This is a genomic window from Bradyrhizobium sp. SZCCHNS2022, assembly GCF_032377575.1.
GTDB classification, from domain to species: domain Bacteria; phylum Pseudomonadota; class Alphaproteobacteria; order Rhizobiales; family Xanthobacteraceae; genus Bradyrhizobium; species Bradyrhizobium aeschynomenes.
Genome location: NZ_JAUHHZ010000001.1, coordinates 2933905 through 2954471, shown reverse-complemented (window position 1 = coordinate 2954471; position 20567 = coordinate 2933905). Strand labels below are relative to the sequence as shown.

21 protein-coding genes are annotated in these 20567 nt (G+C 65.4%); 8 read left to right on the top strand and 13 right to left on the bottom strand.

Annotated features, from left to right (window positions below):
* The first annotated feature begins 172 nt into the window (after positions 1–172).
* Both QXZ94_RS13145 and QXZ94_RS13140 read left to right on the top strand, forming a co-directional pair.
* Positions 173–1267, top strand: coding sequence for a TRAP transporter substrate-binding protein (locus QXZ94_RS13145; protein ID WP_315720760.1), 1095 nt, complete (start codon positions 173–175; stop codon positions 1265–1267).
* 175 nt (positions 1268–1442) lie between these two features.
* Positions 1443–2531 carry a TRAP transporter substrate-binding protein gene (locus QXZ94_RS13140; protein WP_315720759.1) on the top strand — a complete coding sequence of 363 codons (1089 nt, stop codon included), beginning with the start codon at positions 1443–1445 and terminating at the stop codon, positions 2529–2531.
* A 96-nt stretch (positions 2532–2627) separates the two neighbouring features.
* Here QXZ94_RS13140 and QXZ94_RS13135 read toward each other — a convergent pair whose 3' ends face one another.
* The 4 genes from QXZ94_RS13135 to QXZ94_RS13120 all read right to left on the bottom strand — a co-directional run bounded on the left by QXZ94_RS13135 (position 2628) and on the right by QXZ94_RS13120 (position 6615).
* Positions 2628–4304, bottom strand: coding sequence for a TRAP transporter large permease subunit (locus QXZ94_RS13135; RefSeq protein ID WP_315720758.1), 1677 nt, complete (start codon positions 4302–4304; stop codon positions 2628–2630).
* Positions 4305–4328: 24 nt separating this feature from the next.
* Positions 4329–4910 (bottom strand): TRAP transporter small permease subunit, encoded by a 582-nt coding sequence (locus tag QXZ94_RS13130; protein ID WP_315720757.1) that lies wholly within the window; start codon positions 4908–4910, stop codon positions 4329–4331.
* Positions 4911–5229: 319 nt separating this feature from the next.
* Positions 5230–6120 carry a cation diffusion facilitator family transporter gene (locus QXZ94_RS13125; RefSeq protein WP_315720756.1) on the bottom strand — a complete coding sequence of 297 codons (891 nt, stop codon included), beginning with the start codon at positions 6118–6120 and terminating at the stop codon, positions 5230–5232.
* Between the two features lie 225 nt (positions 6121–6345).
* Positions 6346–6615: a hypothetical protein gene (locus QXZ94_RS13120; protein ID WP_315720755.1), complete on the bottom strand. Its 270-nt coding sequence runs from the start codon at positions 6613–6615 to the stop codon at positions 6346–6348.
* A gap of 335 nt (positions 6616–6950) precedes the next feature.
* On the opposite strand from QXZ94_RS13120, the gene QXZ94_RS13115 reads away from it, so the two are divergent.
* A complete protein-coding gene (locus QXZ94_RS13115; protein WP_315720754.1) occupies positions 6951–7433 on the top strand; it encodes a hypothetical protein in 483 nt (160 codons plus the stop codon).
* Here QXZ94_RS13115 and QXZ94_RS13110 read toward each other — a convergent pair.
* Positions 7430–7741 (bottom strand): hypothetical protein, encoded by a 312-nt coding sequence (locus QXZ94_RS13110; protein WP_315720753.1) that lies wholly within the window; start codon positions 7739–7741, stop codon positions 7430–7432. The two genes, QXZ94_RS13115 and QXZ94_RS13110, sit on opposite strands and share 4 nt — an antisense overlap.
* 137 nt (positions 7742–7878) lie before the next feature.
* On the opposite strand from QXZ94_RS13110, the gene QXZ94_RS13105 reads away from it, so the two are divergent.
* Positions 7879–9756: a hypothetical protein gene (locus QXZ94_RS13105; RefSeq protein WP_315720752.1), complete on the top strand. Its 1878-nt coding sequence runs from the start codon at positions 7879–7881 to the stop codon at positions 9754–9756.
* 141 nt (positions 9757–9897) lie between these two features.
* Here the strand turns inward: QXZ94_RS13105 and QXZ94_RS13100 are convergent, their stop codons facing one another.
* The 5 genes from QXZ94_RS13100 to QXZ94_RS13080 all read right to left on the bottom strand — a co-directional run bounded on the left by QXZ94_RS13100 (position 9898) and on the right by QXZ94_RS13080 (position 15177).
* Positions 9898–11742, bottom strand: a complete 1845-nt coding sequence (locus QXZ94_RS13100; protein ID WP_315720751.1) for a metallophosphoesterase — start codon at positions 11740–11742, stop codon at positions 9898–9900.
* A gap of 122 nt (positions 11743–11864) precedes the next feature.
* Complete coding sequence (locus QXZ94_RS13095; RefSeq protein ID WP_315720750.1) at positions 11865–12545, bottom strand: spermidine synthase; 681 nt, start codon at positions 12543–12545, stop codon at positions 11865–11867.
* Positions 12546–12549: 4 nt separating this feature from the next.
* Positions 12550–13581, bottom strand: a complete 1032-nt coding sequence (gene moaA, locus QXZ94_RS13090; RefSeq protein ID WP_315720749.1) for a GTP 3',8-cyclase MoaA — start codon at positions 13579–13581, stop codon at positions 12550–12552.
* A 149-nt stretch (positions 13582–13730) separates the two neighbouring features.
* Positions 13731–14213 (bottom strand): hypothetical protein, encoded by a 483-nt coding sequence (locus QXZ94_RS13085; RefSeq protein WP_315726233.1) that lies wholly within the window; start codon positions 14211–14213, stop codon positions 13731–13733.
* 277 nt (positions 14214–14490) lie between these two features.
* Positions 14491–15177 carry an HAD-IA family hydrolase gene (locus tag QXZ94_RS13080; RefSeq protein WP_315720748.1) on the bottom strand — a complete coding sequence of 229 codons (687 nt, stop codon included), beginning with the start codon at positions 15175–15177 and terminating at the stop codon, positions 14491–14493.
* A 181-nt stretch (positions 15178–15358) separates the two neighbouring features.
* Between QXZ94_RS13080 and rpiA the strand changes: the two genes are divergently transcribed.
* The 4 genes from rpiA (at position 15359) to QXZ94_RS13060 (ending at position 19338) form a co-directional block, all read left to right on the top strand.
* The gene (rpiA, locus tag QXZ94_RS13075; RefSeq protein ID WP_315726231.1) at positions 15359–16051 is read left to right on the top strand and encodes a ribose-5-phosphate isomerase RpiA; all 693 of its coding nucleotides are present in this window, start codon (positions 15359–15361) and stop codon (positions 16049–16051) included.
* A gap of 49 nt (positions 16052–16100) precedes the next feature.
* Positions 16101–16622, top strand: coding sequence for a DUF2059 domain-containing protein (locus QXZ94_RS13070; RefSeq protein ID WP_172113423.1), 522 nt, complete (start codon positions 16101–16103; stop codon positions 16620–16622).
* A 33-nt stretch (positions 16623–16655) separates the two neighbouring features.
* Positions 16656–18041 (top strand): glutathione-disulfide reductase, encoded by a 1386-nt coding sequence (gene gor, locus QXZ94_RS13065; RefSeq protein WP_315720747.1) that lies wholly within the window; start codon positions 16656–16658, stop codon positions 18039–18041.
* 70 nt (positions 18042–18111) lie between these two features.
* The gene (locus tag QXZ94_RS13060; RefSeq protein ID WP_315720746.1) at positions 18112–19338 is read left to right on the top strand and encodes a caspase family protein; all 1227 of its coding nucleotides are present in this window, start codon (positions 18112–18114) and stop codon (positions 19336–19338) included.
* Positions 19339–19390: 52 nt separating this feature from the next.
* Here QXZ94_RS13060 and QXZ94_RS13055 read toward each other — a convergent pair whose 3' ends face one another.
* The 3 genes from QXZ94_RS13055 to QXZ94_RS13045 form a co-directional block, all read right to left on the bottom strand.
* Positions 19391–19603 (bottom strand): hypothetical protein, encoded by a 213-nt coding sequence (locus QXZ94_RS13055; RefSeq protein WP_172113427.1) that lies wholly within the window; start codon positions 19601–19603, stop codon positions 19391–19393.
* Positions 19604–19784: 181 nt separating this feature from the next.
* A complete protein-coding gene (locus QXZ94_RS13050) occupies positions 19785–20195 on the bottom strand; it encodes an SRPBCC domain-containing protein (protein ID WP_172113428.1) in 411 nt (136 codons plus the stop codon).
* A complete protein-coding gene (locus QXZ94_RS13045) occupies positions 20192–20515 on the bottom strand; it encodes an ArsR/SmtB family transcription factor (protein ID WP_172113429.1) in 324 nt (107 codons plus the stop codon). The genes QXZ94_RS13050 and QXZ94_RS13045 overlap by 4 nt, the downstream gene beginning before the upstream one ends.
* Between the last annotated feature and the right edge of the window lie 52 nt (positions 20516–20567).

Sequence of the window (20567 nt, the reverse complement as noted above, 5' to 3'; positions counted from 1 at the left end):
CTGCAGCGAAGTGCGTGCGACCATTGGACTGTTTGTCATCCCAACGTCGCGTTTTCGCTTAACCGGTTCCGTGCTAAAGCCCGGCCCGGATCGCCTTCGACCGTACGCGGCCAATCGTGTCGGCGGATAAAGTTTGCAACGGGAAACGCCCCCAACAAGGAGATGCCTTAATATGAAGCGTCGTGATTTTCTGAAGGTTTCGGCCGCGGGTGCCGCGGCGACGGCTGCGGTGGCCTCGCCGGCGATCGCGCAGTCGATGCCGGAAATCAAGTGGCGGTTGACCTCGAGCTTCCCGAAGTCGCTCGACACGATCTATGGCGGCGCCGAGTACATGGCGAAGCAGGTCGCCGAGATGACCGACAACAAGTTCCAGATCCAGGTCTTCCAGGCCGGTGAGCTGGTTCCGGGTCTGCAGGCGCTCGACGCCACCTCCAAGAACACCGTCGAGATGTGCCATACGGTGTCGTATTATTACGTCGGCAAGGACCCGACCTTCGCGATCTTCGCTTCGGTCCCGTTCGGCCTCAATGCCCGGCAGCAGAACTCCTGGCTGTACCAGGGCGGCGGCAACGAACTCGCCAACGAGTTCTACAAGAAGGCCGCCAACGTCATCGGCTTCCCCTGCGGCAACACCGGCACCCAGATGGGTGGCTGGTTCCGCAAGGAGATCAAGACCGTCGCCGACCTCTCGGGCCTGAAATTCCGCATCGGCGGCATCGCCGGTCAGGTGCTGCAGAAGCTCGGCGTCGTGCCGCAGCAGCTCGCGGGCGGCGACATCTATCCGTCGCTGGAGAAGGGCACCATCGACGCCGCCGAGTGGGTCGGTCCCTATGACGACGAGAAGCTCGGCTTCCAGAAAGTTGCCAAGTACTACTACTATCCGGGCTTCTGGGAGGGCGGTCCGACCGTCCACGCCTTCGCCAACCTCGACAAGTACAACGAGCTGCCGAAGCACTATCAGTCGATCCTCGCCAACGCGACGATCAACGCCAACACCTGGATGGCTGCGCGCTACGACCAGGTGAACCCGGCGGCGCTGAAGCGGCTGGTGGCCGGCGGCACGCAGCTGCGTCCGTTCACCAACGAGGTGCTCGAAGCCTGCCTCAAGGCGACCAATGAGCTGTGGGGCGAGATCTCGGCCAAGAATGCCGACTTCAAGAAGGTGATCGACGCGATGCAGGCCTACCGCTCGGATGAATATCTGTGGTGGCAGGTCGCCGAGTATACCTACGACAGCTTCATGATCCGCTCGCGCACCCGCGGCTGATCGCAAGCATCCAAGATCGGCGGATCGACATAAAGCCCGGCCTCGCAAGAGGCCGGGCTTTTGCATTGCGACAACGTTTCGCAATGGCACTCTGCCGCGCTTTGATCCACACTGGAACACAAGCCTCACAAGAAGGCTGCCCAGGAAACGCGCACACACCCAAGGGAGGAAGACTATGAAGCGTAGAGACTTCATCAAGGTCACGGGACTCGGCGCTGCTGGTGCGGCGGCCATTGCGGCGCCGGCCATCGCGCAATCGATGCCCGAGCTGAAATGGCGCATGCCGACGAGCTGGCCGAAATCGCTCGACACGCTGTATGGCGGCGCCGATATCATGGCCAAGGTGGTCGCCGAGGCCACCGACAACAAATTCCAGATCCAGCCGTTCGCAGCCGGTGAGATCGTGCCCGGCCTGCAGGTCCTCGACGCCGTGCAGAACGGCACCGTCGAGATCGGCCACACCGCGTCGTACTACTACTTCGGCAAGGACCCGACCTTCACCTTCGGCTCGTCGGTGCCGTTCGGGCCAAACATGCGCCTCAATCAGGCCTGGTACATGCTCGGCGGAGGACGTGAGATCCTCAACGAGTTCTACGCGAAGTACAATGTCGTCTCGCTGCTGGCCGGCAACACCGGCTGCCAGATGGGCGGCTGGTTCCGCAAGGAGCTGACGGGCGTCAACGATCTCAAGGGACTGAAATTCCGCGTCGGCGGTTTTGCCGGCCGCGTGCTGCAGAAGCTCGGTGCGGTGCCGCAGCAGATCGCCGGAGGCGACATCTATCCGGCGCTGGAGAAGGGCACGATCGATGCGGCCGAGTGGGTCGGACCCTACGACGACGAGAAGCTCGGCTTCGTCAAGGTCGCGCCCCACTACTACTATCCGGGCTGGTGGGAGGGCGGACCGATACTGCTCTCCTTCGTCAACCAGGATCGTTGGAATGCGCTGCCCAAGAACTATCAGAAGATCCTCGAGCACGCCGGCCACTATGCCAACAACTGGATGATGGCCAAGTACGACCAGAGCAATCCGGCGGCGCTGCGCCGGCTGCTCGCCGCCGGCGCCAAGCTGCACGCGTTCTCGCCGGAGATCATGCAGGCTTGCCTGAAGGCCGCCCGCGAGCTGCACAACGAGGTCGCGGCCACCAACCCCGACTTCAAGAAGACCTACGAATCGCTGTCGGCCTTCGCCGGCAACGGCTACTCCTGGTTCCAGGTCGCCGAGATCGGCTACGACGCCTTCATGGCGCGCAATCCGCTCGCCTGAGCTCGCGCCGCCTTTCGTCTCGCGCACACGCAAGACAAAACCCCGGCGCAATGCGCCGGGGTTTTTCGTTGTCTGAGCGATGGAGCGCCGCGGTCATCACTGCTTCGGCGGATCGGTGTCGAATTTCGGCGGACCGAAATCCAGCGGCGGCGCGTCGATCTGCGGGATGTCGATCTTGATCGAGTTTGGATCGACGGTGGAGACGGCGCCCTTGTAGTGCATCACCATCGAGGGGAACAGGATCACCAGCATCACCATGATCAGCTGGATCACCACGAACGGCACCGCGCCCCAATAGATCTGTCCCGTCGTGACCGGCTCCATCCGCTTCCCGGTGACGCGGTCGAGATAGGAATCCTTCGGCGCCACCGAGCGCAAATAGAACAGCGCGAAGCCGAACGGCGGATGCATGAACGAAGTCTGCATGTTGACGCCGAGGATGACGCCGAACCAGATCAGGTCGATGCCGAGCTTTTCGGCGGCGGGCCCGAGCAGCGGGATGATGATGAAGGCCAGCTCGAAGAAGTCGAGGAAGAAGGCCAGCACGAACACGAAGGCGTTGACGAAGATCAGGAAGCCGATCTGGCCGCCGGGCAGGGAGGTCAAGAGGTGCTCGACCCAGACGTGGCCATTGACGCCGTAGAAGGTCAGCGAGAACACGCGGGCGCCGACCAGGATGAAGACCACGAAAGCCGACAACTTCGCCGTGGATTCGACGGCTTGGCGAACCAGGTCGAAGCTGAGCCGGCGCTTGATCGCGCCGAGGATGATCGCGCCGGCGGCACCCATCGCGCCGCCTTCGGTCGGGGTCGCCAAGCCGATGAAGATCGTGCCCAGCACCAGGAAGATCAGGAACAGCGGCGGGACCATCACGAAGGTGGTCTGCTGCGCCATGCGCGACAGGAAGCGGTATCCCGTGGTGCGCTCCAGCAGCCAGTTCACCACCGCGACGGCGAAGGCGAACACGATGCCGGAGAACATGCTGAGCACAACGAAGTCGGCGCCATGATATTCGGAGCCGCGCATCACGTACCAGCCGAACACGCAGCTCGCCAGGAACAGCACGCCGAGCGATCGCAGCCCGCGGTCGCCGGAGTCCTCACGGAAGCCGATCGCCTCGGCCGGCAGGCCGGGCGCCGCCTTCGGGAAGATCATGCTGACGAGGAAGGCGTAGCCGGCATAGAGCGCCGACAGCACGAGGCCGGGGATGAAGGCGCCCTCGTACATGTCGCCGACCGACTTGCCGAGCTGGTCGGCCATCACGATCAGAACCAGCGACGGCGGGATGATCTGCGCCAGGGTGCCGGAGGCGGCGATGACGCCCGAGGCCAGGCGCCGGTCATAGCCGTAGCGCAGCATGATCGGCAGCGAGATCAAGCCCATCGAGATCACGGACGCCGCGACCACGCCGGTGGTGGCCGCAAGCAGCGCGCCGACGAAGATGACCGCATAGGCGAGGCCGCCGCGGATGGTGCCGAACAGCTGCCCGATCGTGTCGAGCAGATCCTCCGCCATACCCGACCGTTCGAGCACCAGGCCCATGAAGGTGAAGAACGGGATCGCCAGCAGCGTGTCGTTGTTCATCACGCCGTAGACACGTTCGGGTAGTGCCTGCAGGAAGTCCGGCCGAAATTCACCGAGCTCGATGCCGATGAGGGCATAGAACAGACCGACGGCGCCGAGCGAGAACGCTGCCGGATAACCGAGCAGCAGCATGACGACGAGCGAGCCGAACATGATCGGCGCCATATTGGCGATCAGAAACGCTTCCATTGAAATAATCCCCCAGCCCGTCGCTTACTTCTTCTCGATCGCTTCGACGAGGTGCTCGACCTCGGCCTCGATCCCGTGAGGCTTCGAAGCGTGGGGATCGGGAATGAGCCCGCGCATGACCGCGATGCGCTTGATCAGCTCGGAGATGGCCTGCACGAGCAGGAAGACGAACCCGATCATGATCAGCGATTTCGCCGGCCATTGCGGCAGGCCGCCGGCATTGCTGGACTGCTCGTTGATTTCCACCGAGCGCAGGAAGAACGGCACGCTGGTGATGATCATGACGATGCAGAGCGGGATCAGGAAGAGGACGTGACCGACGACGTCGATGGTGTCGCGCAGCCATTTCGGCAGCATGGCGTTCACGATGTCGATGCGGATGTGCTCGTTGTCCAGCAGGGTCCAGGGCGAGCACAGCAGGAAGACCGCCGCGAACAGCACCCATTGCAGCTCCAGCCAGGAGTTCGACGAGGTGTCGAGCGTCTTGCGGATGATGGCGTTGACGGTCGAGATGATGACGGCCAGCAGGATCAGCCAGGCCAGTCGCTTGCCGGTCCAGGTCGTGAACGCATCGATCCCACGGCTCAATTTCAGCAACGCTTGCAACGCAATCCTCCCCCTTGTCCCAAGATTGTCTCACGGCCCGCGTCTGGCTGCGCGTACGCAGCGGCCTTTTGCGGCCCGGCAGGCTCCGAAAACCGGGGCACCATTTCAGCGCCCGTTGTTGCCGTCAATCGGAAAATGGGCAAAAAGGGGCGCTGCCGCAATGTGTTGCACCGGTGACGACGCCGCGCCACAGCTTGTCGCAGCCGGCCGGCGCGACACCGCGCTGGCCATCCCTGGCGGCTACATCCTCCAGCCGGATCTTCGGGTCGGCGAGAGCCGCATCAGCGGCCGCCGGTCCCTGCCGCGGCAAGCTTCGGCTTTACAGCACGACCACGCCGGAGTGCTTGGCCTTGTTTTCCGGCTCGACGTGAATGGTGATCCAGCTGTGCTCGTCGTCCTCGCGCAGCGCGGCTTCGATCCGGTCGCAGATCTCGTGGGCCCGGTTGACCGACATCTCTCCGGGGACCACGAGGTGAAACTCGATGAAGGTCAGCTTGCCGGCATGCCGGGTCCGGACATCATGCGCCTCCAGCGCGCCGTCGGCATGCTGGCCGATGATCTGGCGGATGCGCGCCAGCGTGGCATCGGAGACGGCTTCGTCCATCAGCCCGCCGGTCGATTCCTTCAGGACCTGCCATCCGGACCATAGGATGTTGATGGCGACGAGCAAGGCCAGCGCGGGGTCGAGAATGGGCAGCTTCAGCACCACCGCGAGGCCGAGCCCGATGACCACGCCGCCGGAGGAGACGACGTCGGTGAGGAGGTGCCGGCCGTCTGCGACCAGCGCCGGCGAGCGCAGGCGCCTGCCGCGCGTGATCAGCAGCCAGCACCAGGCAGCATTGACGACGCTGGCGAAGCCGTTCACGGCGAGGCCCTCGACCGGCGCCGCGAACGGCTGCGGATCGCGGAAATTGCCATAGGCCTCGTGGATGATCAGCAGCGCCGCGACGACGATCATGACGCCTTCGATCACCGCGCTGAAATACTCGACCTTGTGGTGACCGAAAGGGTGGTTGGCGTCCGGAGGCTTGGCGGCGATGCGCACCGCGAGCAGCGCGACCGCGGCGGTGACGACGTTGACGATGCTCTCGACGGCGTCGGAATAGAGCGCGACCGAGCCGGTCAGCCAATAGGCGAGAAATTTCAGGCCGAGCACGATCGCTCCGACCACGAGACTGCCGATGGCGAGCTTGAGCGATTGCGAAAGCATGATGTCCTGATCCGGCCGAGAGTTGCGAGGTACTCAAGGCGGCGATGGAACGCAACGTCTGTTGCTGCGACCGGATCGCAGGAGAGTTGATGCTTCGTCGCATGCTCGGCGAGGCACCGGGCCACGATACCGCCTCGACGGAACGATCCCGCGGAAACAGAAAGGTCGTGCCCGTCGCGATGGGCACGACCTTTCGCATCGCCAGAGTTCAGGGATCGATGCCGACTACTTCTCCTTGATGATCGTGGTGGTGGTGCTGGTGCCGACGGTGCCCGAGTCCTCGCAGACCTTGGTCTGCCTGATGCGGTCCTCGGCCTCGACGCGGCTGGTGAACGCCATCGGCCCGATCTGCGTCACGATCTCCCGGTCGGCGGGACGGGTGGTGGTGATCGTGCAGCGGTGGCTCGGTCCCTGCACGACGTAGTATTCATCAGCAAGCGCCGGGGCCAGCGATCCGACGATCAGTGCGCCAGCGAGAAGAAGGGGAGCTTTCATTGTCGCCTCTCTGTCCAGTTGTTTGCCGAAGGGAAGCACCGAGGCGATGAACAGACGAGCTGGGCATCGGTCGATCCTCTCCGTGGCTGAGCAACTCGCCGGGCCGTCTGTGGTTCCGACCGGGCATGGCTGAGGACAATCGCCGCGCCGCAGCGTGCTGTGCGGTGAACGCTCGAGCGCGTCAGGGGACGATGACGCCGGCATCGCGCATATACGCACGGCAATATGAACTGCGCGGAGCTTCGTCACATCCTTTGCGGAGATGAATGGATGCAGCCCTCGACTCATCAGGAGCGGCGTGTACGCTCTGTTGTGCTTGTCTGAGGGAGAGACGGATGCCGGATTCCACCAGGATGCTTGGTCTGATCGCCGCCTGCCATGATGAGGAGAAGCTGCGCAGCTGGATTGCCAATGCTCGGAAGGCTGAGCAGAAGGACGTTGAAGATGCTGCCTTTCGTCGCTTGGTGGAAATCCTGCCCAAGGAAGCTCCGGGCACCGTGCAACACGATTTCTGGAGAACGATCTATGCATTCGAACATATCCTCACTGCGGAGCGGGGCAGGACAACGCGGCTGGCGCGTACCAGGCAAAAAGTGTCCAGGGTTGGTGAGATCGCGACGCTGAGGGACTGGGCTCTCGCCGGCCAGAGCACGGATGGGTTCGACATGCTGCTCGAGCGCAAAATGCCGGAGCTCACGGGCGAGGCAATCGTCCTGCGGCATGCTGATCAGTTCGACGCGAGCGTCGTCTCTGCGGCTCAGAAGCGACTGGAGGCAGCCGGAGTGGACGTGTCTCGATTGCCGAGAACCGCCTCCTAGCTCCGCTCGCAGTCAGCAGGGAGATTGTTGAAGCGGCCGATGGGCAGCGCGCTGAAGGCATCGTTGCGGTTCATGCGCAGCCAGCGACAGGTGATCAGTATGTTGAGTCCGAAATAGCTGCTGCCGAGCACAACGCCGACCAGGGCCATTTCGAGATCGAGACAGCCGAGCCATGCCAGACGCGGTACCAGGGATGGCCGGCCGGGAAGAGATTCCCGTTGATCTGCCTGGGCGTCGCAATCGGTTGTCGCTTTGATAGCGCAGCCTGAGCAAAAAAGCTCGGCGACAATCTCCCGGCAGACCGGCATTGGGTGTATGTTTGCGACAACTCGCCCTGACGGCGACGTGTCGGTCGGGCTGCAAACCTCCGCTGCTCCTGCACGCGGGTCTTGGTCGGGGGCTGGCCGCCTTGCCGTCTGCGACGTCGTCATCGGGGAGATCGGCCGTGACAGCCACCACAGCTCTGCCGCGATCGTCGGTTCGCGTTGCGCTCGAACTGCCTTATCCGACGGCGGAAGTCGCCGAATATCTGTTCGAGCCTGATGTCGTCGCGTATTGGCTCGGTGACGGATGCGCGCTTCTTCCCGCCCGGGGCGCGATCGTCCTGCTGCCCGATGCGACCGTCCACCGGCGTTCGCAGTGGATCGGTTCTGGCGGGCCCGGACGTGGACAAGTCACATCATTGACTTGGCCCTCCGCATCAGCGGGCGACGGTGATGCTGCGGGACTGACGGTCGAGCATCGCAGCTACGAGATCGTCGTCGTATTGGACGATGCGCCTGCCAAAGCGCGCGTGGCCTTTCGGCTGTCTCCACGGCCGAACGGCACGTCCCGGCTGCGCATCCAGCACAGTGGGCTCGAAAGCGAAGCCGAGCGGCGCGCCAGCCTGAAGGCTTGGTCGGGCGCGCTGACGAGAATAGGACGCATCCTGGTTCAGGCCGAGCGGAGCCGCCGTCGCGATCGGCAAGCGGTGATCGTCGTTCACGGTATCGGCGAGCAGCGCCCCGGCCAGCTGCTGCGCGGGTTCGTCGCGAACATCTTCGACTCCGATGCCGGCGATCTTCACTTCGTGAAGCCCGACTATGTGTCCCCGTTGTTCGAAATGCGGGTCGCCACCGTGCCCCGCAGCGATGCAGCGCGACCGACCACCGACATCTACGAGCTGTACTGGGCGCATCTGATCCGCGACACCACCGTTGCGCAGGTCTACGGATGGATGCTGCGACTGATCTTGTCGCGCGACAACCGGATTCCGCCGACGCTGGTCCGGCTGGTTTGGCTAATCCGCGTCGTGCTGGTCGCCGCGATCATCGCATTCGCGTGGCTGATGACGCTGGACGTGTCCGGCTGGCTCAAGGGCATTGCGGGCGGCGCGCTGGTTTCGCTGCCGGCCATCGCCTCCTTCGTGCTCAAAGCGCTGCGCGACCAGTTCGTCGTCGGCTATGCCGGCGACGCCGCGCGCTATCTCGAGCCCCGCGCGGAGAACATCGCGCGCCGGCAGGAAATCCGCGAGGCCGGCACCAAGCTGCTCGAAGCGTTGCACGACGGCGGACGCTATGCCCGCATCATCGTCTATGGTCATAGCCTCGGCAGCGTGATCGCCTACGACATCCTCAGCCATGCATGGGCCAGGCACGCCCGCAGCCGGGGGGCCGTGCCGAAGACCAGCAGCCGCGCGCTGCGGGCGCTGGAGAATCTGCTCAACCCACGCCCCGGTCGCGACAAGGCGGTCGATGTCGATCAGGTGCAGTCGATGCAGCATGCCGCGTGGCTGGAATATCGGCGCAACGGCTTTCTCTGGCGGGTCAGCGATTTCGTCACGGCGGGCTCGCCGCTCGCGCATGCCCGCTGGCTTCTGAACCTGGATGCAGCCACTGAATTCGCGGACCTCGTTCGCGAGCGATCCTTTCCCACCTGTCCTCCGCAAACGGAACAGATTCCCAGCCCGGCGGTCGGGATCTTGCGAAAGGTCTTCACCTTCACCCATGCCTATGAGGACGAGCGAAGTCCACGTCGGACGCGGTCAGTTCAGGTGCCGCATCATGGCGGGCTGTTCGCGCTGACGCGGTGGACGAACCTGTACTTTCCCTACACGGGGCTGATCGCCGGCGACCCCATCGCCGGCCCGCTTCGGCCATGCTTCGGCGAGTGGATCAGGGATGTGAAGCTCCGGGTGACGAAGGGCTTCGCGCACTGCCGCTATACCGACCGATCCCTTGAGCCCGACGCCGTGGCGGAACTGCGCACCGCGCTCCGCCTGCCGCTGCGGCGTCCCATGGCCGACTTTGCCCCATCGGGGCGCGACCTCGCAGGGCAGAGTTGAGTGCTGCCGGCGCGCCGGTATTCCATGCCGTAGCACGGAACAGATAAGTCGCAACTCGCGGCTACGACCGGCAGCGGCCATAACATAGAGCAGGACCGGCCGGCCGTCACGCCGGATTCAGCCGACGCGCCATCCACGTGATCAGGCCTCAGGTCGACTTGCCGGTCCCGACTGGCCGGAGACCACGAACCTTTCGATCAGGTGCGGCTGCAAGGGCATCGCTGGAATCCATTGCGGCTGTGCCGAATTCCCGGCGTTGGCGGCGGGGTTCGCCTTCCAGTCGCGCCGTCGCGGCACGCGATCGAGGCCGACGGCGTGGACTTGGACGTCGTCGCCTTCGATGCGCAGCCGGAGGAAGTTGTTGTAGTGGCCGATGCGCAGCGCGCTGAAGGCGTCGTTGCGGTTCATGCGCAACCAGCGGCAGGTGATCAGCATGTTGAGGCCGAAATAGCTGCTGCCGAGCACGAAGCCGACGCTGCCCATCTCGAGCGCCAGCCAGCCGAGCCATATCCAGACGCTGTACCACGGATGGCCGGGCGGGAAGAGATCGCCATTATACGCGTTGAAGAAAATGGCGGCTGTGAGAGCCGTGCCGACATGGGCGGCGACGTGGACCAGGCTCGTGCCGGTGACGATCATCGCCTTGCGGAATTGAAGCCAGAGATTTTCATTGGCAAGCTCGTCGAAATCGTCCGGCTTGATGCGCCGGCGCCGCCATTTGTGGAAGATGTCGACAAGCGACACATGTTCCTGCCGCGTCGTGTAGCCGATGATGCCGGCGCCAAGCGCCAGCGTCACCAGGATGTAGATGTCGATCTCGTCGCGCAGCCCGACCAGCACGCCGACGGCGAAATACACCAGCCCCATGAAAATCGAAAAATCCCAGTTCGTGACGGCGAACCACAGATTGCGCCAGAGCAGGCGGCGGCTCGTCGGCATGGAGGGGTAGGCGGCAGGCTCGTTGCTGCCAGCCTTGGTGGCCAGGGTCAGCGGCACCTTCGTGCCGGTCCAGCGCACGCTGACGTTCTTCTCGAGCTGGTGGGTCGGGTGCAGGAAGGCGCCGCCGCCGCCGGATGTGACGAACTGCGTGCCGTCTTCAGCGTGATAGCGGCTGTAGTGATGGGTGTCGCCGGACAGCAGCAGCGGAATCGTCAGGGCCTTGTCCGCCTTCTTCGCGATGCCCAAGGCGTAGTCGACGATCTCCCACGATCGCATGTTGGTGTCGGTGTAGAGCCAGCCTGGCTCCGCCGTGCACAGGATGATGTTCGATCCCGGCTTGAGCCGGTCCGACCGCGCGATGAGATTGAAGTAGTCCGCCTGCGGCTGGTCCATGTTGTCGGCGAGCTGGATGTCCATGCCCCACAGCCACCAGCTCTCGGTGAGCTGGAGCGCGAAATAGCTGCGCTTCTGCTGCGTGCGCCAGGAGCCGAAATGGGTCGGCGTCGGCCGGGTGAAGTAGGCGAGGAACTGCACCAGCCCATCGTACCAGTCGTGGTTGCCGGGGATCGCGAACAGCGGAACGCCGTCGTCGTCGGTCTTGTCGTGGTCGGGAGAGGCCCATTGATAGGGCTTGCGCAACTGATTCCGGTAGGTCTGGGCGTTGGCGAGCGGATAGACCTCGTCGCCGCCCATGATCAGCATCTCGCCGCGCGGCAGAGTTTCGCCGCCGAGCTCCAGTGTCTGGCGGGCGAGCAGGCAGGCCACTGCATAGGTGCTGTCGAAGCCGTCGCCGAGATCGGCGACGAAGTCGATCCAGACGGGGCCCTGCGTCGTCGGGCTGAGGCTCCTCGCGAACGCCGTCGCGCGCGCCATGTGCTCGTCGGGCGTCACCGTGTCGAGCGCGGCGACCATCAGGCGTCGGTCGGCATACTGGCCGAACATCGCAGATGTGACGACGTTGTTGAGCAGCTTGATGAGAAGCAGTGGATTGAACCAGCGCGTCATCCGCGGATAGGTCTTGGTGTCCTGCAAAAGGTCGACGGTCATGCCAATGAGCCTCGCGGAGAGGGCGTGTCGAAAAAGCAATTCAAAAGGAACTTTGCGAGCTTAACAGGCGGGGGTGAGAACTCAACTGCGACGGGTGCAAGCGCGACGGCGGTGCTGCCTCATCACGCCGGCCGCGTCGCGATCCAGATCACGTGACGCGCGCCGCGACCGCCGCGGCCGGTGGCGCGGATCTTGATCTCCTCGGCGGCGAAGCCGGCCTTGCGCAGCTGCGGGGTGAAGTGGTCGGCCGGATGCGACGACCACACCGCGAGCACGCCGCCGGGACGTAGCGCCGAGAACGCGGCGCGCAAGCCAGAGGAGTCGTAGAGCGCGTCGTTGGACTGCCGGGTCAGGCCCTGCGGGCCATTGTCGACGTCGAGCAGGATCGCATCATAGGCGCCGCGCGCGGACGCGATCAGCTTCACGACGTCGCCCTCGCGAATGTCGACGCGCGAATCGGTCAGGCTGTCGCCGGACAGTGCGGCCATCGGCCCGCGCGCCCACGTGATCACCGCCGGCACCAATTCGGCCACGGTGACGCGCGCCTGCGGTCCCAGCACCTTCAGCGCGGCGCGCAGGGTGAAGCCCATGCCGAGGCCGCCGATCAGCAGATGCGGGGCAGGACGGTCCTTGAGCCGCGCGCAGCTCAACGTCGCCAGCGCCTCCTCGGAGCCGTAGAGGCGGCTGCTCATCAGCTCGTTCTGGCCGAGCTTGATCGTGAACTCGCGGCCGCGCTGCATCAGCCGCAGCGGCTCGCCGCCGCCGGGCACGTCAGCGGTGTCGATCAGCTTCCAGGGCAGCACGTCGTCAGCCGCCCGTCACGCTCATGTGCCGGCTGACGCTCGGGCGGTTGTGGCGGCGGTCGATGATGAAGTCGTGGCCCTTCGGCTTCAGGCCGATGGCGCGGTCGATCGCATCGCTCAACTGCTCGTCGCTGGCCGAGGCGCGCAGCGGCTTGCGCAAATCGGAGGCGTCCTCGTGGCCGAGGCAGGTGTGCAGGGTGCCGGTGCAGGTGACGCGCACGCGGTTGCAGCTCTCGCAGAAATTATGCGTCATCGGCGTGATGAAGCCGATCGTGCCGCCGGTCTCGGCGACGCGGACATAGCGCGCGGGACCGCCGGTGGTCTCGTCGAGATCGGTCATCGTGTATTTCTGCGCGAGGCGGCTGCGCAGCAGCGACAGCGGCAGATACTGGTCGATGCGGCCTTCGCCGATCTCGCCCATCGGCATCACCTCGATGAGCGTCAGCGCCATGCCCTTGCCATGCGCCCAGTCGATCAGCGAGGGGATCTCGTCCTCGTTCATGTTCTTGAGCGCGACCGCGTTGATCTTGACCGCGATCCCAGCGGCCTGCGCGGCCTCGATGCCGGCGAGCACGCGGTCGAGATCGCCCCAGCGGGTGATGGTGCGGAATTTGTCGGGATCGAGCGTATCGAGCGAGACGTTGATGCGGCGGACGCCGCAATCGGCGAGCTCTGCGGCATATTTCGCAAGCTGCGTCGCATTGGTCGTCATCGTCAGCTCGTTGAGCGCGCCGCTCGTCAGATGTCGCGACAGCGAGCGCACCAGGCCCATGACGTTACGCCGGACCAGCGGCTCGCCGCCGGTGAGCCTGAGCTTCTTCACGCCCTTGTGGATGAAGGCCGAGCAGAGCCGGTCGAGCTCCTCGAGCGTCAGGAGATCGGCCTTCGGCAGGAAGGTCATGTCCTCCGACATGCAGTAGAAGCAGCGCAGATCGCAGCGGTCGGTGACCGAGACGCGCAGATAGGAGATGCGACGGCCGAACGGGTCGGTCATCGGGCGCGTCAGGGCGGTGTCGCTCAACGTCTCAGCAGTCATGGATGGCCTTGCGGGTGGCGGCGATGCCACGAGGCGGCCGCGTGAGGCACGTGGCCGATGTCAGTTACGAGCCAATCTAATCATGATCCGCGCGCCTCACAATCGCCAACGCCGCATCGTCGATGTTGCGCCGCACGCGAGCGCGGCCGTTACTGCCGCGCCGCGCCGGGAACCGGTGCGGGGAAGGCCGAGCCGGTGGTTGCCGGCGCGGCGGCCGCCGGCGCGGCGGCGGACTTCTGCGGCTTCGGCTTCTTCGGCCGCATGTGCTTGACCGCTTTCGGCGGTGCTCCCGGCGCCGGCTGCAGCTCGGCCACCACCGGGCTCGGATCCATCACGACCGGCGGCGACGAGTTGAAATCGCCGGTGTTGCGGATCACCTGCACCGGGATGGTCGCCGGCAGGTATCTGTCCATCGTGAAGGTGACGCTGAAGCCCGCATCGGGCGCCGGAACCTGGACTGTGCACGGCGTTCTGCAGCCCGGCCCGAGCGAGGTTTTGGCATCGGCGCCTGGTGGCACCGATTCGAGCTGCACGGGGACCTCGGGCGCCGCCAGCTTGAAGCTGTCCATGGAGAAGGACGAGCAGCCGGCAAGGCCGGCTCCCGCAACCGCAATTGCGATGACACGCCGCATCATGATGTCCGCCCCACAACCCTGCGGCCATCGGCCGCAATCCCAAGGCGACCATAGGAGCGTCAGAACAGCGGCGCAACTGCGGTCAACCCTATTCTCAACAGAACGTTAACGTTCCGCGTCGTCCCATTTTCTGTCGGCAGAACAAGGAGTTGATCCGGAATCCGGCAGTCGGATCGGAGATCCGCGCTGTCGGCCGGGAGTTGCATCGAGAGCACGTTTCTCCGTGCGGGAGAGATCGATCCCGGTGCGTGCGTTCCTGAAAATCGCGGTCTGGTCAGCCGTTTTTGAGCGAGGACCCGAGCGCTGTGACTGCGGCCGGCAGCTCGCGCATGTGGTCGATCAGGTGGTCCGGATTCAGTTCGGCAATCGGGACGTCGGTGTAGCCGAACGTGCAGCCGATCACCGGTACGCCGGCCCGACGCGCCGCGCCGACATCGGTGCCGGCATCGCCGACCATGATCGCGGCGCCGATCTCGCCGCCGGCCTGCGCGATGGTCTGGCGCAGGATCGTCGGGTCGGGCTTGGCGACGCCGAACGTATCGGCGCCGCAGATGGCGGCGAAGCGGGCGGACAGGCCGAGCTGGTCGAGCAGGCGCTTGGACAGCCATTCGAGCTTGTTGGTGCAGACCGCGAACTGGCAGCCGCGGCCGGCGAGCTCGTCGAGCGCTGCCTCCAGCCCGTCGAAGGGGCGCGATTCGATCGCGATGTTCTCGGCATAGAAATCGATGAAATCGGCGGTGAGCCGGTCCATGTCCTCCGTGCTGGCGAAGCGGCCCTCCGCCTCCAGCCCGCGCTCGAGCAGCTTGCGCGCGCCGTGCCCGATCATCTTGCGGGCCGAGGCCAGCGGCACCGGCCGCAGCCCTTCGCGCTGCAAGATGTAATTCAGCGCGTTGATGAGGTCCGGCGCCGTGTCGACCAGGGTGCCGTCGAGATCGAAGACGATGGTGCTGGAGATGGCCATCGGTATCCGCTACCGGGCAGCCCTCGCCCTTGCAAGAGGGCCGGGCCTGCTTTTTGTCCGATTTCGTGACTGCCGGGAGCCAGCAAGAGCTAGGCCTTGCGGCAAAACACCGCTAGATATGCGCCGGTTTTCGGCCCCCGCCCGGTGGGGGTCCATCCGAGGGGCGGGTGTCTTGGTCGATATGGACGCATTGAAACGGCAGGCGGCGGCGCGCGCGCTGGAGGAGGTCGAGAGCGGCATGAGGCTCGGCCTCGGCACCGGCTCGACCGCCAAGCATTTCGTCGATCTGCTCGGTGAAAAGGTGCGTGACGGGCTGAAGGTCGTGGGCGTGCCGACCTCGGAGGCGACGCGGGCGCAGGCGGAAGCCTGCGGCGTGCCGCTGACCACGCTCGACGAGATCGACCGCCTCGACATCACCATCGACGGCGCCGACGAGATCAATCCGGCGCTCGACCTGATCAAGGGCGGCGGCGGCGCGCTGCTGCGCGAGAAGATCGTCGCCAGCGCCTCGGCTCGCATGATCGTGATCGCCGACGAAACCAAATGGGTCGCGCGGCTCGGCCGCTTCCCGCTGCCGGTCGAGGTGGTTCCGTTCGGCCTCGCCGCCACCCAGCGCGAGATGAGTGAAGCCTTTGCCAAGGCCGGCGTGTCCGGGCCAATGAGCGTGCGCAAGTCCGCAGATGGCCACGTTTTCGTCACCGATGGCGGCCACTGGATTGTCGACGTCCGCCTGGGGGAGATCGAGGATCCCCCGCGTCTGGCGGGCCTTTTGAGCGCAATTCCAGGCGTGGTCGAGCACGGGCTGTTCATCGGCCTCGGCAGCACCGCGATCCTGGCAGGCGCACAGGGAATTCGCGTTATCCAGCGGCCTTGAGTGAAGCAGGACTGTCTGCTCAAGGCGGCAATCTCACAGGAGACTTGGAATGAAGAGCGTGTTCAGAATCTTGCCGGCCGCCGGAATCGTGCTGGCTCTGGCCTCTGCGAGCCCCGCTGCCGCGCAGGGCCAGCCGCCGGCCCTGAAGCCGGCCTCGGCCGCCTGCATGGCGGGCGCGCGCGAGATTCTGGCGATGAAGAACGCGGGTGCGATGTACGCCAATGCCGTTCCCGGGATGGTGCAGCAGACCAAGCAGGCTCTGCTGCAGTCCAACCTGAACTACCAGAAGGACCTCGACGAGGTCGCCGTGATGGTCGCCCAGACCTATGCCGGCAAGGAGAAGGAGATCGGCGAGAAGATGGCGCAGATCTACTGCAACGAGTTCTCGGACGCCGAGATCGCCAACCTCGTCACCTTCTACAAGTCGCCGATCGGCCAGAAGCTGCTTGCGGCGGAGCCGAAGGCGATCCAGATGAGCATGCAGGCGATGAACCTGTGGGCAGCGGAGTTTTCCGACACCGTCACCGCGCAGTTCCGCGCCGAGATGCGCAAGCGCAACAAGCCGATCTGAGGCTTGTCGCGGCGAGAACAGGTCGGGGGAGAGATGGCTGAATTCGACGTCGACCTGTTCGTGATCGGTGGCGGCTCGGGGGGCGTGCGCGCCGCCCGCATCGCGGCGGGCTATGGCGCCCGCGTGATGGTCGCCGAGGAATACCGCATGGGCGGCACCTGCGTGATCCGCGGCTGCGTGCCCAAGAAGCTGTTCGTGATCGGCTCGCATGTCCGCCAGGAGATCGCCGATGCCGCCGGTTTCGGCTGGACGATCCCGACCGCGACCTTCGACTGGCCGACGCTGATCAGGAACAAGGACAAGGAGATCGCGCGGCTCGAGGCGGCCTATACCGCCAATGTCGAGAAGTCCGGCGCCAGGATCGTCAAGACCCGTGCGGTGCTGGAGGATGCCAACACCGTGCGGCTCGCGACCGGCGAGACGGTGCGCGCAAAGTACATCCTGATCGCGACCGGCGGCGCGCCGAATCACGGCACGCCGATCCCTGGTATCGAGCACGTCATCTCCTCCAACGAGGCGTTTCATCTGGAGGAGCTGCCGCGCCGGATCGTGATCCAGGGCGGCGGCTACATCGCGCTGGAATTCGCCTGCATCTTCGCCAATTTCGGCTCCGATGTGACGGTCGTCTATCGCGGCGACAACATCCTGCGCGGCTTCGACGAGGACGTCCGCAAGCACGTCCGCGCGGAGATGGAGAAGGAAGGCATCACCATCCTGACCGGCTGCACGGTGACGAGCGTCGACAAGCACGGCCGTGACTACACCACGCACCTGTCGAACGGCTCCAGCATCGCCTCCGACAAGGTGATGTTCGCGATCGGCCGCCATCCGGCGGTCGCCAATCTCGGTCTGGAGAAGGCGGGCGTCGCGATCAATCCGCGCAACGGCGGCATCGCGGTCGACGCGTTTTCGCAGAGCTCGGTGCCGAGCATCTATGCGATCGGCGACGTCACCCATCGCTTCAACCTGACGCCGGTCGCGATCCGCGAGGGCCATGCCTTCGCCGACACTGTGTTCGGCGGCAAGAGCGTGCGCGTGGATCACGCCGACATCCCGACCGCCGTGTTCTGCCAGCCTGAAGTGGGCACCGTCGGCCTGACCGAGACCCAGGCGCGCGAGATGTACGACCGCGTCGACATCTACAAGACCAGTTTCCGCCCGATCAAGGCGACGATGTCCGGCCGCGATACCCGCGTGCTGATGAAGCTCGTGGTCGACGGCGCGACCGACCGCGTGCTCGGCTGCCACATCGTCGGCGACACGGCTGCCGAGATCACGCAGGCCGTCGCCATCGCCATCAAGATGAAGGCGACCAAGGCCGATTTCGACTCGACCGTCGCGCTGCATCCCTCCGCCGCCGAGGAACTGGTGACGATGCGCACGGTGACCGAGCGGCATGTGAGGCAGGCGGCGCAGTAGGGCGGCCGCGCTTTCCAGCTCCGCCCGACCGCGTATAAGCTCCCGCCGTCAGGACATGGCGGGGGAACCGATGCGACGATGGAAGATGCTGGCGCTGGCCGGATTGAGCCTGCTCGGCGTTGGCAGCCCCGCGCTCGCCGATACCCGCATCGCGCTCGTCATCGGCAACTCGGCCTATCGGACGGTCAGCCGTCTCGACAACCCCAAGCATGATGCGGCGCTGATGGCCGAGACCCTTCAGGGACTCGGCTTCACGCTGGTCGGCGGCAGCGCGCAGTTCGATCTCGACGAGGCCGCGATGCGCCGCGCCGTGCAGGAGTTCGGCGGCAAGGCGCGCGGCGCCGACGTGGCGCTGGTCTATTATGCGGGCCACGGCGTGCAGGTGCGCGGCGCTAACTATCTCGTGCCGGTCGACGCCAACCCGACGCGGGAGGCCGACGTCGATTTCCAGATGCTCGACGTCAACGTCGTGCTGCGGCAGATGGAGAGCGCGGGCACCAAGCTCAACCTCGTCATCCTCGATGCCTGCCGCAACAATCCGTTCGGTGGCCGCGGGCTGCGTGACGCCGGCAGCGGACTCGCGCAGATGCGCGCGCCCGAGGGAACGCTGATCTCGTTCGCGACCCAGCCCGGCAACGTCGCGCTCGATGGCCGCGACGGCAACAGCCCGTTCACCAAGGCGCTGGCTGAGACGATCAAGCGGCCCGGGCTCGACATCTTCAAGACCTTCAACCAGGTCGGCCTCGAGGTGAAGCGCGCCACTGCCGGCTCACAGCAGCCCTGGGTGTCGAGCTCGCCGGTCGATGGCGATTTCTTCTTCGCCGGCCAGACGTTCGCGCCGGCTTCGGCCACGCAGCCTGCCTCGGCCGCCTCGTCCGATCCGGCCGAGCGCGCCTGGGCGGTGACGCAGAACACCACCAGCATCGCCGTGCTCGAGGATTTCGTGCGCCAGTTCGGCGCTACGCCCTACGGCTCGATGGCGCGGGCGCGGATCGAGGAGCTGAAGAAGACGCAGACCGCAACGCGTCCGGCGGAGTCACCGACCGAGCGGGCGCAGGCCGTTCTGCCCAATCCGCATCTCGTGCCGCGCATGGTGAAGCGCAACGTCTCGCAGGGCTATCTCAACCTGCGCCGCGAGCCCGGGCAGAAATCCGACATCCTGACGCGCATCCCCGCCGGCGAGACTGCGATGGTCGGCGGCTGCGTGATGCCCGGCGACGGTGTCAGCCGGTTTCCGTCGTGTCGTGCGGTGTGGAACGGCGTCGTCGGCTGGGTGTCGGCGAACGGGCTGGAGTAGGCGGTCTCGCGAGGCAGGCAGCGCATGGCCGCGCGTTTGCCCGCCGACATCCTCAGGGCTGAGCCTTGGCCGTCCTCGTCAAATACGGCCGAGCAAACAGATAGAGCCCGGTTGCCAGCAGCACGATCAGCGGGACGAGCGCCAGCAGCCCGATCCAGAAGGCCGGCTGCGTCTGCGTCATCGCCGCGATGTTGATGATGACTCCGATGGTGAACGCGATCGACACCCAGCGATGCACCTGCCGGATCGCATTGGACCAATTCATCTGCTCCTCCCCATGATGACAATGCTGACGAATGCGCGAGATCTCTCCTCCGTCATTCCGGGGCGTGCGCAGCACGAGCCCGGAATCCATCGTGCGGCAGTTGCGCGGCTTGATGGATTCCGGGCTCGTCGCGCTGCGCGCGTCGCCCCGGAATGACGGCGGAGTTTGTTGCCGGTGCAGCTCAGTCGAGCCGCGCCAATGTCTGCTCCAACCCATCGAAGAATCTCGGCCAGCCGAAGCGCGCGCCCTGATAGGCGCGGGTCTGATCGGCGGCGAAGCCGGTCTGCTCCATGCGCAGATGCGTGCCGGTTGCCGTCGGCGTCAGCGTCCAGGTCACGACGCTGTCGAGGCCGAGCGCCGCCCAGCTATAGGCCAGCGTCCTGTGCGGCTCGATGGTCACGACCTGGCAATCGACCACGCCCCAATCGGCCTTCAGCTTGAAGCGATGATCGAGCGCTGGCACGAAGTCGTTGGCCATCAGCCACTCCGCGATCAGATGCGGCTGCGTCAACGCGCGCCAGAGTTTTTCCGGCGGATGTGCGAATTCGCGCTCGACGACGACGGTGCGGGTTTCGGGCGCAGCTGAGCTCATTGATCCATCCTGTTGAGCAGATTTTCCAGATCGTCGAACCGGCTTTCCCAGAACGTGGCCATGCGGCTGGTCCAGTCGAGCAGCGGCGCGAGCGCCTTCGGTTGCGCGCGGTAATGCGTCAGGCGGCCTTCGTGACGCTCGCGCACCAGGCCCGCCTGCCTGAGCACGCCGAGATGCTTCGAGACAGCCGGTTGCGACACGCCGGCCTTGGCCGTCAACGCGCCGACCGTCTGCTCGCCGTGCCGGCACAGCCCTTCGAAGATGGCGCGCCGGGTGGGATCGGCGAGCGAGCGGAACAGCAGATCGGGCGAGCGCGGCATGAAATCCATAGCCTGTTGGTTATGGGTTAATTCATAACCGATTGGTTATGGG